Annotated in this window: 16 protein-coding genes; 9 read left to right on the forward strand and 7 right to left on the reverse strand. The window is 64.0% G+C overall.

The window, feature by feature from the left end:
* Positions 1–26: 26 nt before the first annotated feature.
* Genes GGR03_RS12560 through GGR03_RS12575 form a run of 4 tightly spaced genes read right to left on the reverse strand, consistent with a single transcriptional unit; the run spans position 27 to position 3,503 of the window.
* Positions 27–872 carry a metal ABC transporter permease gene (locus tag GGR03_RS12560; RefSeq protein ID WP_183208523.1) on the reverse strand — a complete coding sequence of 282 codons (846 nt, stop codon included), beginning with the start codon at positions 870–872 and terminating at the stop codon, positions 27–29.
* The gene (locus GGR03_RS12565) at positions 869–1,729 is read right to left on the reverse strand and encodes a metal ABC transporter permease (protein ID WP_343058750.1); all 861 of its coding nucleotides are present in this window, start codon (positions 1,727–1,729) and stop codon (positions 869–871) included. Before GGR03_RS12565 ends, GGR03_RS12560 begins: the two co-directional genes overlap by 4 nt.
* The gene (locus tag GGR03_RS12570; protein WP_246367996.1) at positions 1,726–2,616 is read right to left on the reverse strand and encodes a manganese/iron ABC transporter ATP-binding protein; all 891 of its coding nucleotides are present in this window, start codon (positions 2,614–2,616) and stop codon (positions 1,726–1,728) included. Before GGR03_RS12570 ends, GGR03_RS12565 begins: the two co-directional genes overlap by 4 nt.
* Entirely contained in the window at positions 2,613–3,503 is an 891-nt protein-coding gene (locus GGR03_RS12575) for a metal ABC transporter substrate-binding protein (RefSeq protein ID WP_183208527.1), read from the reverse strand. Before GGR03_RS12575 ends, GGR03_RS12570 begins: the two co-directional genes overlap by 4 nt.
* 254 nt (positions 3,504–3,757) lie before the next feature.
* On the opposite strand from GGR03_RS12575, the gene GGR03_RS12580 reads away from it, so the two are divergent.
* The 3 genes from GGR03_RS12580 to GGR03_RS12590 all read left to right on the forward strand — a co-directional run bounded on the left by GGR03_RS12580 (position 3,758) and on the right by GGR03_RS12590 (position 6,572).
* Positions 3,758–4,183, forward strand: a complete 426-nt coding sequence (locus tag GGR03_RS12580; RefSeq protein WP_183208529.1) for a twin-arginine translocation signal domain-containing protein — start codon at positions 3,758–3,760, stop codon at positions 4,181–4,183.
* 117 nt (positions 4,184–4,300) lie between these two features.
* Positions 4,301–6,121, forward strand: a complete 1,821-nt coding sequence (lepA, locus tag GGR03_RS12585; RefSeq protein ID WP_425486714.1) for a translation elongation factor 4 — start codon at positions 4,301–4,303, stop codon at positions 6,119–6,121.
* Positions 6,122–6,176: 55 nt separating this feature from the next.
* Positions 6,177–6,572, forward strand: a complete 396-nt coding sequence (locus GGR03_RS12590; protein ID WP_183208531.1) for a type II toxin-antitoxin system CcdA family antitoxin — start codon at positions 6,177–6,179, stop codon at positions 6,570–6,572.
* 168 nt (positions 6,573–6,740) lie between these two features.
* On the opposite strand, the gene GGR03_RS12595 is transcribed toward GGR03_RS12590, so the two are convergent.
* Together GGR03_RS12595 and GGR03_RS12600 are read right to left on the reverse strand one after the other, a co-directional pair.
* The gene (locus GGR03_RS12595) at positions 6,741–8,210 is read right to left on the reverse strand and encodes an AAA-like domain-containing protein (protein ID WP_183208533.1); all 1,470 of its coding nucleotides are present in this window, start codon (positions 8,208–8,210) and stop codon (positions 6,741–6,743) included.
* A gap of 27 nt (positions 8,211–8,237) precedes the next feature.
* A complete protein-coding gene (locus GGR03_RS12600) occupies positions 8,238–10,766 on the reverse strand; it encodes an AAA family ATPase (RefSeq protein ID WP_183208535.1) in 2,529 nt (842 codons plus the stop codon).
* Between the two features lie 224 nt (positions 10,767–10,990).
* Between GGR03_RS12600 and GGR03_RS12605 the strand changes: the two genes are divergently transcribed.
* Positions 10,991–11,440: an AAC(3)-I family aminoglycoside N-acetyltransferase gene (locus GGR03_RS12605; protein ID WP_183208537.1), complete on the forward strand. Its 450-nt coding sequence runs from the start codon at positions 10,991–10,993 to the stop codon at positions 11,438–11,440.
* Between the two features lie 640 nt (positions 11,441–12,080).
* Here GGR03_RS12605 and GGR03_RS12610 read toward each other — a convergent pair.
* Positions 12,081–12,620: a formaldehyde-activating enzyme gene (locus tag GGR03_RS12610; RefSeq protein ID WP_183208539.1), complete on the reverse strand. Its 540-nt coding sequence runs from the start codon at positions 12,618–12,620 to the stop codon at positions 12,081–12,083.
* Positions 12,621–12,829: 209 nt separating this feature from the next.
* Between GGR03_RS12610 and GGR03_RS12615 the strand changes: the two genes are divergently transcribed.
* The 5 genes from GGR03_RS12615 (at position 12,830) to dps (ending at position 16,600) form a co-directional block, all read left to right on the forward strand.
* A complete protein-coding gene (locus GGR03_RS12615; protein ID WP_183208541.1) occupies positions 12,830–13,225 on the forward strand; it encodes a DUF1801 domain-containing protein in 396 nt (131 codons plus the stop codon).
* A 137-nt stretch (positions 13,226–13,362) separates the two neighbouring features.
* Complete coding sequence (locus GGR03_RS12620) at positions 13,363–14,631, forward strand: Hsp70 family protein (protein WP_183208543.1); 1,269 nt, start codon at positions 13,363–13,365, stop codon at positions 14,629–14,631.
* 77 nt (positions 14,632–14,708) lie between these two features.
* Positions 14,709–15,134 (forward strand): GlcG/HbpS family heme-binding protein, encoded by a 426-nt coding sequence (locus GGR03_RS12625; RefSeq protein WP_183208545.1) that lies wholly within the window; start codon positions 14,709–14,711, stop codon positions 15,132–15,134.
* 130 nt (positions 15,135–15,264) lie between these two features.
* Complete coding sequence (gene msrA / locus GGR03_RS12630) at positions 15,265–15,900, forward strand: peptide-methionine (S)-S-oxide reductase MsrA (protein ID WP_425486715.1); 636 nt, start codon at positions 15,265–15,267, stop codon at positions 15,898–15,900.
* 175 nt (positions 15,901–16,075) lie between these two features.
* Positions 16,076–16,600 carry a DNA starvation/stationary phase protection protein Dps gene (gene dps / locus GGR03_RS12635; protein ID WP_252920236.1) on the forward strand — a complete coding sequence of 175 codons (525 nt, stop codon included), beginning with the start codon at positions 16,076–16,078 and terminating at the stop codon, positions 16,598–16,600.
* The last annotated feature ends 34 nt before the right edge of the window (positions 16,601–16,634 follow it).

A 16,634-nucleotide genomic window follows, 5' to 3' on the forward strand; every position in this document is an offset into this window, starting at 1 on the left:
GCGGGCGTTGCCGCGTCCACTCTTCCTCAGGCGCCGGCACGTCTTTCCGCTATGCGCGTGCGCCATGTCGTGGCGATGAACGCGCCGATGAACACGACGGTCATCAGCAGCACGATGGTCGGCGCCGGGGCGCTGTCGATGAAGAAGCTGAGATAGACGCCGGCAAGCGAGGCGCCGGCGGCCACCAGCGTCGCCACGAACAGCATCGCCCCGAACGAGCGGGTGAGCAGGAAGGCGATCGCGCCGGGCGCGATCAGCAGCGCGATGGCGAGGATGATGCCCACCGCCTTCAGCGCCCCGACGATGGTCAGCGACAAGAGGCAGAGCAGCCCGTAGTGGATGACCCGCACCGGCAGGCCGACGGCCTTCGCCTGCGCCGGGTCGAAGGCGTGCAGCAGGAGGTCGCGCCATTTGAGAAGGATGACGCCGGCGACCACGAGCGCGATGGCGCCGCTCTCGGCGATGTCCGCCCAGCCGACGCCCAGCATGTCGCCGAACAATATGTGGTCGAGATGCACGTCGGTCTGGATCTGCGTGTAGAGCACCAGCCCCAGCGCGAACATGCCGGAGAACACCACCCCCATCACCGTGTCCTGCTTGATCCGGCTGTTCTCCTGCAGGAAGCCGGTGGCGAGCGCGCAGGTCATGCCGGCGACGAAGGCGCCGATGGCGAGCGGAATGCCGACGATATAGGCGATCACCACGCCCGGCAGCACCGCATGGCTGATCGCGTCGCCCATCAGCGACCAGCCCTTCAGCACCAGGAAGCAGGAGAGCAGCGCCGCCGGCACCGCGACCAGCACGGAAATGATCAGCGCGTTCTGCATGAAGGGAAATTGCAGCGGCAAGAGCGCCGTCTCGAAAAAGCTCATGCCGGCGTCTCCAGCGCCTCGGCCCGCCGGCGCCGGGCGGCCAGCATGCCGTGCTTCGGCGCGAAGACGAAGGTGACGAGGAAGATCGACGTCATCAGCACGACGATGATGCCGCCGGTCGCGCCGTCGAGGAAGAAGCTGGCATAGGCGCCGACGAAGCTGGTGATGGCGCCGATGGCGACGCTGATCAGGATCAGCCGCGGGAAGCGGTCGGTCAAAAGATACGCGGTGGCGCCAGGCGTCACCACCATGGCGATGACCAGGAACGCCCCCACCGTCTGCAGCGCCGCCACGGTCGAGGCGCTGAGCAGGGTGAAGAACACGATCTTCAGGAGCGCAGGGTTGAGGCCGATCGAGCGGGCATGGTTCTCGTCGAAGAAGGTCACCATCAAATCCTTCCATTTCAGCCCGAGCACCGCCAGCGAGACGAAGCCGATGATCGCCAGCTGCAGCGTGTCCGAAGGCGTGATGGCGAGGATGTTGCCGAGCACGATCGTCTGGATGTTCACCGAGGCGGGCGACAGCGATACCATGAACAGGCCGAGGCCGAAGAACGAGGTGAAGATCAGGCCGATGATCGTATCCTCCTTCAGCCGCGTGCGCTGGTTGAGGAACAGCATGGCGCCGGCCGCCAGCCCCCCGGAGAGGAAGGCGCCGAGCGCGAAGGGCAGGCCCAGCATGTAGGCGCCGGCAACGCCCGGCACGATGGCGTGGCTGAGCGCGTCGCCGATCAGCGACCAGCCCTTCAGCATCAGATAGGCCGAGAGGAAGGCGCAGACCGCCCCGACCAGCGCCGAGACCCACATGGCGTTGACCATGTAGCCGTAGCCGAAGGGCTCGAGCAGCGTGTCGATCACGGCGCAGTCTTCCCGGGGTCCGGCGCATCGGCGCCGTAGAGGACGAACGGCCGCTCGTCGTCGGAGAGGACGCCCACCGGCCCGCGACCGCCGCCATCGGGCGCCTCGAAAGCGAAATGGCGCAGAACCCCGCCGAAGGCGCGCTCGAGATTGGCCTGGGTGAAGATCTCCGGCGTCGGCCCGTAGGCGAGCACCGTGCCCTTGAGCAGGATCGTGCGGTCGCAGAATTCCGGCACGCTGCCGAGATTATGCGTCGAGACCAGCATCACCCGGCCCTCTTCCCGCAAGTCCCGCAGCAGCTTGACGATGGCGTCCTCGGTCTTGACGTCGACGCCGGTGAACGGTTCGTCGAGCAGGATCACCCGACCGTCCTGGGCCAGCGCCCGCGCCAGGAACACCCGCTTGCGCTGGCCGCCCGAGAGCTCGCCGATCTGGCGCTTGCGGTAGTCCGCCATGCCGACGCGGGCGAGCGCCGTGTCGACGGCGGCCTTGTCGATGGCCGAGGGAATGCGGAGGAAATTCATGTGGCCGTAGCGGCCCATCATCACCACGTCCTCGACCAGCACCGGAAAGCTCCAGTCGACTTCCTCGGCCTGCGGCACATAGGCGACGAGGCCCTGCTTGAGCGCGTCGCGCACCGGCAGGCCGAGCACGCGGATCTCGCCTTTGGCGACGCGGACGAAGCCCATGATCGCCTTGAACAGGGTGGACTTGCCGCTGCCATTGACGCCGACGAGCGCCGCGATCGTGCCGGTCGGGATCGCGAAGCTCGCATCCCGCAAGGCCGTCTGGCCGTTGCGGTAGGTGACCGTCGCGTCGGTGACGCGGATGCCGGCGCCCGCTTCCGCCCGGGCGGCTTCGTGGAGGTCGGGCGCCAGCTCGTTCATCGGGAAAGACATGCGGCGATGGTCTCTGCCGTCACGCGGAGCAGGTCGAGATAGGTCGGCACCGGCCCGTCCGCCTCGCTCAGCGAATCGACATAGAGGACGCCGCCATAGGTCGCGCCGGTCTCGCGCGCCACCTGTTCGGCGGGATCCGGTGAGATCGTGCTTTCGGAGAAGATGCAGCCGATGTCGTTGGCGCGCATCGTGTCGATCACCTGGCGCACCTGCTGGGGCGTTCCCTGCGCATCGGCATTGATCGGCCAGAGGAACAGCTCCTTCAGCCCGAAATCGCGGGCGAGATAGCTGAACGCGCCTTCGCTCGTCACCAGCCAGCGTTTCTCCTCGGGGATGGCCGCAAGCGCCACCCGGATCGGCTCCAGCGCCGAGGCGATCTCGGCCTTGTAGGCTTCGGCATTCTCCGAATAGACCAGCGCGTTGTCCGGGTCGGCCGCGCCGAAGGCCTCGGCGATATTGTCGATATAGATGTTCGCGGCCTCGCCCGACATCCAGGCATGCGGGTTGGGCTTGCCCTCGTAGGGGCCGGCGGCGATGCCCATCGGCACGACGCCGTCCGACACGACGATGCTCGGCACGTCCGAGAGATTCTGGAAGAACCGCTCGAACCAGAGCTCGAGATTGAGCCCGTTCCACAGGATCAGCTGCGCGTCCTGCGCCTTCAATATGTCGCGCGGCGTCGGCTGGTAGTTGTGGATCTCGGCGCCGGGGCGCGTGATCGATTCCACCACCGCCGCGTCGCCGGCGACGTTGCGCGCCATGTCGGCGATCACCGTGAAGGTGGTCACCACCTTGAGCTTTTCCTGCGCCGCCGCGGGCCCCGCAAGAAGGCCGGCGGCCACGAGAAGGGCGATGGTCCACCGGACGCTGCGCATGGGTCTGTCGCCTCTTTGGAATGATTGCAGCTTCTCAGATAGACAAGCGACCGCACGGCGTCAATGCAATTGCAAATCATTCGCAACAAATCGCCGTCACCCGGCGAACCGGGTTGCGTTTGCAACGCCGCCCGCTAGACCGCCGCCCTGCCGCCTCTATCTTGCGGCACGGGACGAAAATCGGTTGGCCGTCCAGGGGATTGGCCGATCAGACCCGCTGCGGCGGGACGGGAGAATGCACCATGTGGAATGCCATGAGATCGCTTTTTGCCACCGGCCGGACGGAAGCGGCCCCGGCGGCCGAATTGTCGCGCCGGCGGTTTCTCGTCGGCCTCGGCGTCGTCGGCGGCCTCGCCGTCGCCGCGCCGTCGCTCCTGCGGGCAACGCCGGCCTCCGCCGCCGAGCCGGCGCCCGGCCCGCTCGCCGAGGACGAGGACAGCTACGAGGTCGCCCAGCGCTGGGACGATCGCCGCCGCCGCCGGGATGACCGGCGCTGGGACCGGCGCGACCGGCGTCGCCGCGAAAGCCGCCGCCGCTACAGCCGCCGCGACTTCGCCCGGCGCTGCCAGCGCGACCCGGGCTTCCGCCGCAACAACCGCAATCTCTGCCGCCAGGTGATCGGCGGCCGCGGCCGTCGCGGCAGCTGCGTCAATATCGGTCCGGTCACCATCTGCGACTGACGAAAACCGAGCGGGCGGCCGGTTTCGGCCGCCCGCAACCGGCTTTCGGCGCGATCCCCGGCGCCCCGCGCAAGAAACCCTGCTTTCAACACCGCTAAAAATCGTTATATCGCGGCCATGAGCACCATGCCCGCGAACACGCCCCTCGACCACATCCGCAATTTCTCGATCGTCGCCCATATCGACCACGGGAAATCCACTCTCGCCGACCGGCTGATCCAGTCGACCGGCGGGCTGGAGCTGCGTGACATGAAGGAACAGGTGCTCGACTCGATGGACATCGAGCGCGAGCGCGGCATCACCATCAAGGCGCAGACCGTGCGCCTGCACTACACCGCCAGGAACGGCGAGACCTACGTCCTCAACCTCATCGACACGCCCGGCCATGTCGACTTCGCCTACGAGGTGTCGCGCTCGCTCGCCGCCTGCGAGGGCGCGCTGCTCGTCGTCGACGCCGCCCAGGGCGTCGAGGCGCAGACGCTCGCCAACGTCTATCTCGCCCTCGACAACAATCTCGAGATCGTCCCGGTCCTCAACAAGATCGACCTGCCGGCCGCTGAGCCCGACAAGGTCAAGGAGCAGATCGAGGACGTCATCGGCCTCGACGCCTCGGACGCGGTGATGATCTCCGCCAAGTCCGGCCTCGGCATCGAGGACGTGCTGGAAGCGATCGTCCATCGCCTGCCCCCTCCCAAGGAGGGCGACCGCAGCGCCCCGCTGAAGGCGATGCTGGTCGACTCTTGGTACGACGCGTATCTCGGCGTCATCGTCCTCGTGCGCATCATCGACGGCGAGCTGAAGAAGGGCCAGATCATCCGCATGATGGGCACCGACGCCAAGTACCCGGTCGACCGGGTCGGCGTCTTCACCCCCAAGATGGTCCAGGTCGAGGCGCTCGGCCCCGGCGAGCTCGGCTTCATCACAGCCTCGATCAAGGAGGTCGCCGATACCCGCGTCGGCGACACGATCACCGACGACAAGCGCCCGACCACCACCATGCTGCCCGGCTTCAAGCCCGCGCAGCCCGTGGTGTTCTGCGGCCTCTTCCCGGTCGACGCCGCCCAGTTCGACGATCTGCGCGCCGCCATGGGCAAGCTGCGTCTCAACGACGCCAGCTTCTCCTTCGAGATGGAATCCTCGGCGGCCCTCGGCTTCGGCTTCCGCTGCGGCTTCCTCGGCCTCCTGCATCTCGAGATCGTCCAGGAGCGGCTGTCGCGCGAGTTCGACCTTGACCTCATCGCCACCGCCCCCTCGGTGGTCTACGACATCAAGCTCACCGACGGCACCACTATCCAGCTGCACAACCCGGCCGACATGCCGGACGTGATGAAGATCGAGGCGATCCTCGAGCCGTGGATCAAGGCGACGATCCTCACCCCCGACGAGTATCTCGGCAACATATTGCAGCTCTGCCAGGAGCGCCGCGGCATCCAGACCGACCTCTCCTATGTCGGCAAGCGCGCCATGGTCACCTACGAGCTGCCGCTCAACGAGGTGGTGTTCGACTTCTACGACCGGCTGAAATCGATCTCCAAGGGCTACGCCTCCTTCGACTACAACATGGCCGACTATCGCGAGGGCGACCTCGTGAAGATGAGCGTCCTGGTCAACGGCGAGCCGGTCGACGCCCTGTCGATGCTGGTCCACCGCGCCCAGGCCGAGCGCCGCGGCCGCGGCATGTGCGAGAAGCTCAAGGAGCTGATCCCCAACCACCTGTTCAAGATCCCGATCCAGGCGGCGATCGGCGGCAAGGTGATCGCGCGCGAGACCATCTCGGCGCTCCGCAAGGACGTCACCGCCAAATGCTACGGCGGCGACGCCACCAGAAAGCGCAAGCTCCTCGACAAGCAGAAGGAGGGCAAGAAGCGCATGCGCCAGTTCGGCAAGGTGGATATTCCGCAGGAAGCGTTCATCGCGGCGCTGAAGATGGATAGTTGAGGGGCGCGACCGCCTCGCGCTATCCTTCGCCCGGTCAAGCTGACGGAGTTCGCCGGTGAAGGACATCGTCATCGATCCCGCCCTTCTGGCTGAGGCCGAAGCCCTCAAGGTCGACAGATCCGGCGCCGCCACTGAAGGCGTGGCGCAGGCGGTCCGGGCCGCCCGCCGGTCGCAATGGCTGGACGACAACATCGCCACCCTCGCCGCGTCCAACGACTATGTCGAAAGGCCGGCCAGCCGCTCGCGCGCCACCGCCGGCAATGTCGCTTTGATGCACTCTTTGATGGATAAAGGTCGCATCAGCATCGGCAAACGTTCTGCCAACGCGTTTTGTGCGGAGCCGTGGCGCGCGCTATTATCTCTCCTCAGCTCACGCCTGAGAGGAAGAAGATATCATCGCAATCGCCGAGGACGGGGCATCCGTCTCTGCGGTGTCGAGCGGCAAGGCTGACGGTTTTTCCCCGTGATTGAGGGATCGACTTAGCACAGATCCCGCCCTTCGGAAGCTACCTCTTTCTGTACGTGCATAATCATAAACGTCATATTTCCGAACAAAGATATGTTTCGGCTGGAAGTATGGATCCTAAAATACATCGCATTTTCTCGATAATAATTCGATCTATGGAAGATCGCGAAGAATGATACGCAGCTGCGACCCCGCGACTGCCACTTCTGGTGTTAGATCCTCATCTGAGATATATTTTTTTACAGCTACACCTGGATGAATAAGGTTACGCCATTCACGCAAATTTTCAGGAATGTCGACGTCACCTTGATTTAGTAACCCCCGACTTCCCCGCATCAGATCGGCCAGCGTCCAAGTCGCTGGATCCGTTGCGAGAAAATACTTTCCCTTGTTTTTTGCGCGATTGGCCGCTGTTAATAGATCAGCTGGCGACTGCCTATTAAGAAAGTCGATGAGCACGGCTTCCATCGCTGTCCCGAAGCCCGCAAGGGCTAAACGGTTGCTACCGGACTGATAAGCCGCAACCGCACCCCGCTGCGCGCCGTGAGCAATTTCCTGAAGTTCCACTGAAGTAATTCGTATAAATGCATCAAGATCGAGCGGGAAGAGCACGGCGCGTTGCCGGTCAATTACCTCCACTTTGACTACCTGAGCACTGAGCGCGGCTACGTCCGCATAGAGCCGATTGCGAAAATAGAGCGCCCCCTTATCCCGACGCAAAAGGCCAAGAACAACGAGATACCTTTGGTCTTCATTTCCTGCCTCAAAGGGGATTTTCTCTCTACCTACAAGTCCTGATACGATAGAGACTAACGTATCGTCACTAGTTACCTTTCGGAACAAATTAGTTATGTGATCGCCACCACCTTCCTGAAGTGTCCCGATCGCACGTCCGATCGCTCCCAACTCGTCGTCCTCGCCAACCGCCTCGAGAATCAACTTCTGAATAAGGAACGGCTGCCCTCCGACGACGTCGTGGATGGCGGCAGCCGCGGCGGAGGGGTCCGTGAGTCCTGCATCACCGGCGAGCTTAGTTATATCGGCGATCGTCAGATCAGAGGTCTCGATACGTTCGCAAGTATTGAATGGAGAATTTGCTTCCGCGACTAAGCGCTCGGGGCGAAACGTTCCGGCAAATACGAAGCGCAAACGGCGAGCTATATCACCCTCTTTCGCTATTGCTCGATCGTTAGCAATGGATCGGAGCTGACCGTAAAACGAATTACGCCACTCGTTGTTGCTAATGCTGGACGCCTCATCAATTAGTATTACGACGGGCGTATTACCTGCGGGTAGCGCGGCTGCCAGCGCTGTCGATAAATCGTCTGTTTCAGCTATTTCAATGGCGTGATCGAGCGCCGCGGCGACCATCTTGCCAAACCACGTGACCAGTTGCGCGTAGCTCGTGAAAGGTGGCGTTCGCTGGAGATCGACAAGGGCCGTCTTCGTCGAATGCTTCGATAGGCTGTCTCGGAGTCGTAAAAAAGCGGACGTCTTACCGTGCTGCCTAGGCCCGAGCAACAAGACCCATTTACCTGCTTGCACCTCTTTGACAAGCTGTACCTCGAAGGCGCGCTTGACGTAGTCGTCGTCGTCGAGCGGAACGGGACCCTGGGTATGCATTTACGACCTTTTAGTTTGGACACGAGCTCAATCGTTGAAATGCGCTAGCGCCGCTTCGAACCACGCCGCGCGCATGCACAACTGGCCCTCTCGCTCTTCAACGATCCCGTAAAGTTGGAGCATGCGCAGTGCGGTAAACAGGGCTTCGGGCCCTTTTTGGTCCGGAGTATCCCCGAGTTGAGCCAGTATCTCGGCGGACGTGTTGCAGCCATCGGCGATGATACGACTGACTACCTTTTCATAAGGTGTCGCCTGTCCCCAATAAGTTTCAAGGTAATGTTCTGCGAATTCAAACGTATCGGTTGTTGCGACGACGTCCTGAACGTTGAGTTCGAGATTGCGGCGATCCGTACGATCGTCTAGCGACCGAACCAGTCGATCGCCAAGGAACTGGACGATTTGGGGATGCCCGCTTGTGCGCAGCCAGACCTCGTCCTCAAAATCGGCAATATCGTTGATTCTGATATTCATTGCCTGCAATGGGTTCACGAGAAGCTTAGTTGCGGCATCCCGGTCAAGTTGCGTCAGGTGCACTTCGCGACAGAAATTCCAATGGGGAGAGTGAGGATCCCATAAACGGTTGGCAATCCGCCGTTCACCCGAAAAGACGAAATGGGCGGAACCTTCTTGCGACAACGAGCGGCATGCTCGGAAAAAAGCTTCCGGAACCGAATCGACGGAATGTTGCTGGTCCCAATCCAGCAGCTGATCAATCTCGTCGAGAATAATGATCACTTGGCCCTCACCTTTCGCGGCCAGTTGATCAATCATATCGGCAAGGTGACCCGGACGAAAATCAGACGGCAGCTTCACGTTCCAGTGGCGTTCTGCGAGGTCGGCAAAATCCGCCCAAGTACGTACCGTTTGACAATCACCGAAGAAAGGTAGAAATCTCCCTTTCCCTAGTTCCGCTTGAATCTTCCGAATGAGCGATGTTTTACCAATTCGACGACTCCCCAAAAGCGCAACACTATTTGTCGTAATAGTTTGCAATACGGTAGCAGCTTCGCGCTCTCGGCCATAAAACATACGAAAAGGCGTGGCGTTGTTGAGGATGTAGGGGCTTACTTTTGTCAAATCCGACTGAGTGAGCACAGCATCCATTAGGCGCGCGAGCGGGCGCTGCTGTCGCGCCATGCCCTCGATGCCATCCGCTGAAAGGACGACAATATTTGTAGGCAGAAAGATCTGCGCCTGACGATGTGACTGCAGACGGTCCGTCCCGAGGGGCTTTGACGTCAGGTAGAACGAGACGGGAGATCCGGGGGCGCTCTCCATTGATCGTTGCGCGATGTCGCTGGCGGTACTCTCATTGAGTGCTACGCCAGCAGCCGTAACATAGAGTTTTGACGCGAACGGTTGAGTAGACGGCGCTTGGAGCGTGCTCGCTAATCCAGCAGAACTTGCATGCTGTTCGAGTTCGTCGACACCTAGAATTTCAGCGAACAGAGTGAGCGCGGACTCAGCTACAAAAGACTCACGTAAGCCTCTGGCTCGCTCAACCCAATCGGCGTTTGCCCAAGCGACAGACGCGCCGTTCAATCCCAGTTTCAGCGCGAGCGTCCGTCGGCTTTCAACAAAATAGGCAAGTGTTAGTCTCGCTTGGTCAATACTGACTGGCAAATCCTCGGCGCGGACCTCAAGCCGCGATAGCAGCCCGTTAAGAATAATCTGATCAAGCGCCGCCCGTTCGACCGTCTTAGGTCGTTCAAGCGATGCAGCCTCGGTAATTGCGTTGACCAACGCTCCTGATTCAGCAGCACTCAAAGTCATCGGGAAGCGCACGCCTTCAAACATCGCTGTGAGCGTGCGTTCGGAAGCCTCTTTAAGACCTTGGCCATCGGCGATGAGGATCAACGACATGCCAATCGTTTCGAGCCGCTCTTGAAGCGTTGGGTAAAAGACTGACAGATCGCGCTGCTGACGTCCGCCCGACTGGTTCTGGAAAACCGTCGCTATGCCTGCAACAGGGCGATTCCCGATAGCGAGCACGTAAGCAAGCGACCGTCTGAGCGAAATGTCCGTCAACGCACTCGCATCGATCCGGATGGGTTGCGGCAGTCCTGTGCTAGCTTCTCGAAGGGCATGGAGAACGATCGCGCGCGTGCGGTCGTCGAGCCTGCCGGCGGAGCGAAATCGCCGCCGGTAGCTGTCCTTGTGCACCTCGGCGACGCGGAGTAGCGAATGAGCGGTGGCGCCCCTTTCGAGTAACCGGTCTATGCCCACGTGCATAAGCTGACCCGCCACCCAGTCTATACGTCTCGTCTCGGCGCGGACTGATTGTGGCAAACCCCATTTTTCGACCTGCGTACCCGAACTACTAAATGCGATGAGATCTAGAAGCAGCGGATAGGTCGATGGAACCTCACGCAACATCGCGGCCAGCTGGGCTGTGGTCACAGGTCCGTTGTCGATTAACCTCTGCAGGCGAGTGGCTTCAGCTGCCGTCGAATTGAGCTGCTGGTTAATTAGACCCCAGTCGATGAAATCATCATTGGCGAGTAGGTTGGAAGAGATCGAAGCCCTGAACGCGTTGATGCTGTCGTCAATGCTCATGCATGCCACTCTACGCCCTTACTGAAGGCCATATGCTGTCTTTCACTCCTTGCATGAATCAGGAGGATCCGGGTTCGTGATGCACTATGGCATGTAAGGCATAATGTCGCCAATATCACTACCAAACTCATCGCAGGTGGGTGTCAGTGCGGTCGCAGCTTCATCGAAGCAGTATCAGGGCAGCGTTTCCCCAGCTGGACATTTAGCGGCCCTAAGCCTTTCCAATGACCACCCTCCACCTCCTGACCCCCGCCGACCTCCCCACCATGCGGGCCATGATGGCGCTGTTCGGCAGGGTCTTCGACGAGCCGGAGACGTTCGGCGCCGCGCCGCCCAGCGATGCCTGGCTGGCGCAGCTCCTGGCCCGTGACACGTTCGTGGCGCTGGCGGCGGTCAGGGACGGGGCGGTGGTCGGCGGGCTTGCCGGCTACATCCTGCCGAAATACGAGCAGGCGCGCAGCGAGGGCTACATCTACGACCTCGCGGTGGACGCGGAGCATCGCCGCCAGGGGATCGCCACAAGCCTCATCGCCGCGATGACGCGCGAGGCCAGGGCCCGCGGCGCCTGGGTGGTGTTCGTCCAGGCCGACCACGGCGACGACCCGGCCATCGCCCTCTACACCGGGCTCGGGACCCGCGAGGACGTGCTGCATTTCGACATTCCGGTGGGCTGAGGCCGGCCAACGCAGCGTGAAGGCGCCGGCCTTCCTGATTAGCCGATCTCCCCCTTGTGGGGGAGATGCCCGGCAGGGCAGAGGGGGGTGCAGCACCCGCGACATCAGCATTGCGATCCCGATGTCACCAAAACTTATCCCCACCCTTCCCCCCGCCCGCATAATCCCCGCACCGCCGCCCGCTGACGGGTACGAGTGATCGCCGGGATCGTTCGGGGGGTGGCGGGCGGCGTCCGCGTCGGGGTCTCTTCCGGAGAGGCACCGCCCCGGACGGCTTCGACCGCCGCCGGACCGTCCCCCACTAGGAGGGGGCTGCGGATTGGTCCGCTTGACCGGGGCAACCCGGGAAGAGCCGGCCGCCATCGCCGGCCCTGCCGCCCATCGCGGCGGGACAGGCGAGGCAACGAAGCTGCACAAACGCCGCGCGGAATGCCGGAGGCGGACCGCAACAAAAACAATACGGAGGGTCTGCCTCCGGCATTCCGCCGCCCGTCACGGGCGGGCCGCGAAGGCGGCAGGACCGACGCGACACCCTCGGCCCGATCGGGCGCGAGGGCGAAGGCGCAGGGGCCTCGGAAAGGGCGGCGAAAGCGGCCCGGGCCCGGCGAAAAGCCCGGCCAAAGCCTGACCAAAAGTCCGGTCAGTACTCGATGACGCCGTCCAGCGCGTAGTGCTTGATCGTCTTGCGGTTGGCGATCAGCGTGTCGATCGTCGGCTCGCCGGTCATGGCGCGGCGGATCGCGAGTTTCGTCGTCTCGTAATTGGTGCGGTAGAGATCGGCCTTGTCGAGGTTCGGGTCCTCGGCGCAGCGCGGGTCGAGCCAGATGGTGATGATCAGGCAGATCTCGCCCACGATCGCCTTCGGGATCACCCCCTCGATGACGCAGTCGACGATGGCGTCGCCCGTCGCGCCCTGCACCACGCCGCCGAGCAGCTCGACATAGGCCTCGGTGTGGATCGTCGCCTTGGTGGTCATCATCGTCGCCGGCCGCACCAGCTGGTTGAGGTCGCGCACCACGAACATGCGGGTATGGCCGACGGTCTGGCCGAGCATCGAGGCAAAGGCGTGCCCGACCGGGCCGGTGACGGCGCCGATCAGCACCTCGGGCATGGCGTCCGTCGCCTGGCCCTCGGCGGCCAGCACCGTCGCCTCGCCGGTGCGGAAGATGATGTCGGTCATGGATGATCCCTCTCGATGGATGCTTGGCGCCCTGCCCGCGCCTGTCGCATGTTTCGCCGCGCCGTTCGAGGGGGATCGTGCGGCAAACGCCGGCCGGCCGGGTTGCCACGACGGGCGCGCGCGCGAAGATGATCCGATATTGCCGCCCGGCGCCGTGCGGCTTACCTTGCGGAAGACGGCGCGGAAGCCGGGGAGCGGGGAAGCAGGCCATGGACGCCCGTGAGGCTCAGGAGAAATCGCCGTCGCAGTTGATCGACGAACGGATCGCCGAACTCGGCGACTGGCGCGGCGCCCTGCTCGCCCGGCTGCGGGCGCTGGTCCTGAATGCCGACCCGGACATCGTCGAGGAGTGGAAATGGCGCGGCGTGCCGACCTGGACGCATGACGGCATCGTCTGCACCGGCGAGACCTATAAGGCGGTGGTCAAGATGACCTTCTTCAAAGGCGCCGCCCTCGACGACCCGGCCGGGCTCTTCAACGCCAGCCTCGACGGCAACGCCCGCCGCGCCATCGACTTTGCCCAGGGCGCCGCGATCGACGAGCCCGCCCTCGTCGCCCTCGTCCGCGCCGCCGTCGCCCTCAACACGGCCGGCCGCCGCAAGTGACCTGACCCGGCCGGGCGGCCGCGGCTTCCCAACCGCCGCCGCCTCGGCTATACGGGCCGCCGCTCACCCATAAGCTGCACCCTGCCCGCCCCTCACGGCGCGGCGACGCCGTGGCTTTGTCCCTCCGCGAGGTTTCCATGAAGCTCTATCCCGGGCTCGATTTCGGCACGACCAATTCGACCCTGGCGCTCGCCGGCCGCGGAGCTTCGCCGCGGCTCGTGGCGCTGGAGGGCGAGCACGTGACGATCCCCTCGGCTTTGTTCTACAGCCTCGAGGACGGCCAGACCTATTTCGGCCGGGCCGCGGTGTTCGAATATGTCGACGGCGCCGAGGGCCGCTTCATGCGGGCGCTGAAGTCGATCCTCGGCACGTCGCTGATGCAGGAAAAGACCGCCGTCGGCCGCCAGCGCCTGAGCTTCCAGGAGCTGATCGGCCATTTCCTGCGGCACCTGCGCGTCAAGCTGGAGGCCGAGGCCGCCAATGACGCCGGCGTCGTCGCCGATCAAATCGTGCTCGGCCGGCCGGTGCATTTCGTCGACGAGGACGCGGGCGCCGACCGCGAGGCCGAGGGCCAGCTCGAGGCCGCCGCCCGGGCGGAAGGTTTTCGCCACATCGAGTTCCAGTTCGAACCGGTCGCCGCGGCGCTGTATTTCGAGCGCCAGGTGAATGCCGAGCAGCTGGCGCTGGTCGTCGACATCGGCGGCGGCACCTCGGATTTCTCGGTCGTGCGGCTGTCGCCGGAGCGGGCGAAGGCCAGCGACCGCCGCAGCGACATCCTGGCCTCGACCGGCGTCCATGTCGGCGGCACGGATTTCGACCGGCTGCTGTCGATCGCCGAGATGATGCCGCATTTCGGCCTGGGGTCGGAAACCGCCGACGGCAAGCGCCGGCTGCCGGTCTGGTACTTCAACGACATGGCCACCTGGCACCGGATCAACACGCTCTACACGCCGAAGATCCTGCGCGACATCGGCCAGATGAAGAAGGAAGCCGCCGAGCCGGAAAAGCTCGCCCGCTTCGAGCATCTTTTGTCTCACCGCTCCGGCCATCGCCTCGCCGGCGCCGTGGAAGCCGCCAAGATCGCACTGAGCGCCGAGGACGAGACGCTGATCAAGCTGGAGGAGCGAGGCCTCAGCCTTGCCGCGCCGGCGTCGCGGCAGCGCTTCGACGATGCGACGGGGGATCTCGTCGGCCGCATCGAGGGCGCCATCGATGCGGCCTTGGCCGAGGCGGGTGTCGCGGCGGAAGCGATCGAGACGGTGATCCTGACCGGCGGCGGCGCGCAGGTGCCTGCCGTCGCGGCGGCGGCCACCGGCCGCTTTCCGAACGCGCGCGTCGCCCGCTCCGATGCCTTCGGCTCGGTCGGCCTCGGCCTTGCGATCGACGCAGCCCGGCGCTTTGCCTGAGAGCTCCGCCCGGCTGGCGGGATGACATGCCCGCCCGACATGCTATCACCGGCCCGAACACAGAGGAGGGAGATCCCATGCTGACACTCGACAAGGCCCGCATCATCATCGCCGAAGCGTTGAAGACCGGCGCCACCAACGGCTGCAAGCCGTTCACCGTGGCCGTGCTCGATGCCAGCGGCGCCCTCGTCGCGCTGGAGCGGTCGGACGGATCGTCGCGCATGCGCCCGGACATCGCCATGGGCAAGGCCAATGGCGCCATCGCGCTGGGTATGGGCTCGCGGGCGATCTGGAAGCGCGCCGAGGAACAGCCCTATTTCATCCAGTCGATGAATGCCCTGGCCAGGGGCGTGCTCGTACCGGTGCCGGGCGGCGTCCTGGTCCGCGGTCCGGGCAATGCCATCCTCGGCGCCGTCGGCATCACCGGCGACACCTCCGACAATGACGAGATCTGCGCGATTGCCGGTATCGAGGCCGCCGGCTTCACCGCCGACGGCGGCTGATCACGGTGCTTTGAGCGCGCGCCTGAAACCTTTCGGGCGCCCTCACCGAAGCTTGTCTTGAGCGGCGGCATCAGGCGCCGCAGCTATATTGCCGGACAGGTCCGGCGATGGACAGGCAAGGAGTGCGGAAATGACGAAGCGGACGGGTTGGCGCTGGGCGGGACTGTTCGGCGCCGCGGGACTGGCGATGGCCGGCGGGCTTGCCCCGGCGGGCGTCGCTGCGCAGGGCACGGCGACGGCGACGGCGATCTTCGCGGGCGGCTGCTTCTGGTGCGTCGAGAGCGATTTCGACCACCTGGCCGGCGTCACCGGCACGACATCCGGCTATATCGGCGGCGAAAACGCCAATCCGACCTACGAGAACCATCCGGGTCACGTCGAGGCGGTGCGGGTCACCTACGACCCCGCCCGCGTCAGCTACGACCAGTTGCTCGACGTGTTCTGGCACTCGGTCGACCCGACCGACGCCGGCGGCCAGTTCTGCGACCGCGGCCATGCCTACACGACGGCGATCTTCGCCCCCGATGCTGCGCAACTGCAGGCGGCCAAGGCGTCGAAGGCCACGATCGCGAAGGAACTCCCGCAGGTGGTCACGCCCATCGCGACGGCTCCGACCTTCTGGCCGGCGGAGGACTACCACCAGGATTATTACAAGAAGAACCCGATCCGGTATAAGTACTACCGCTATTCGTGCGGTCGCAATGCCCGGGTCAAGGAGGTCTGGGGCGACAAGGCCTACAAGGGAATCAAGGACGCGGTCGGCTAGCGAGGCGCTCGTTCGTCAGGGCCGGAACATGCGGTTGCCGGTGAGCGACTGCACGGATGCCACGGAAATGGTCGCAGATGGAACCGTTCCCTGCCGCTGGGATTACCGGAAGACGATTTCCCGGCGCGCTGCCTTAGCGGCGATCGCCTTCCCCAGACGCCCGAAGGAGACGCTTGTGGCCAAGGACAAGACACCCAAGAACGCCGGTAACGGCAAGACCCAGATGCACAAGACCATGAACCCGATTTCGGAGAATATCCGCGGGGCCATGGTCGAACTGCTGCAGGCCCATCTCGGCACGGCGATCGACATCACCTACCAGACCAAGCAGGCCCACTGGAACGTCAAGGGCATGAACTTCATCGCCGTGCACGAGCTGTTCGACGACCTGCATGACCTGACCGAAGGCTATGTCGACGACATCGCCGAGCGCCTGACGGCGATCGGCGGCCAGGCCCACGGCACGGTCCAGGCATCGGTGCAGAACTCGCTGCTCGACGCCTACCCGCTGGACCTCGTCAAGTCGGAGGATCATCTGCGCCGCCTGACCGAGAGCTACGCCAAGTGGAGCGCGGCGGTCGAGAAGGGCATCGAGGAAGCCTCGGAAGCCGGCGACCCTTTGACCGAGGATCTCCTGACCGGCATCGGCCGCGGCCTCGACAAGTCGATCTACTTCATGGAGAGCCATTTCCAGGGCTGATCGAGGCGCCGGAATTGGGCGGAAAAGGCGGCTT

This window comes from Aurantimonas endophytica (genome assembly GCF_014196845.1).
Lineage (GTDB): Bacteria > Pseudomonadota > Alphaproteobacteria > Rhizobiales > Rhizobiaceae > Aurantimonas > Aurantimonas endophytica.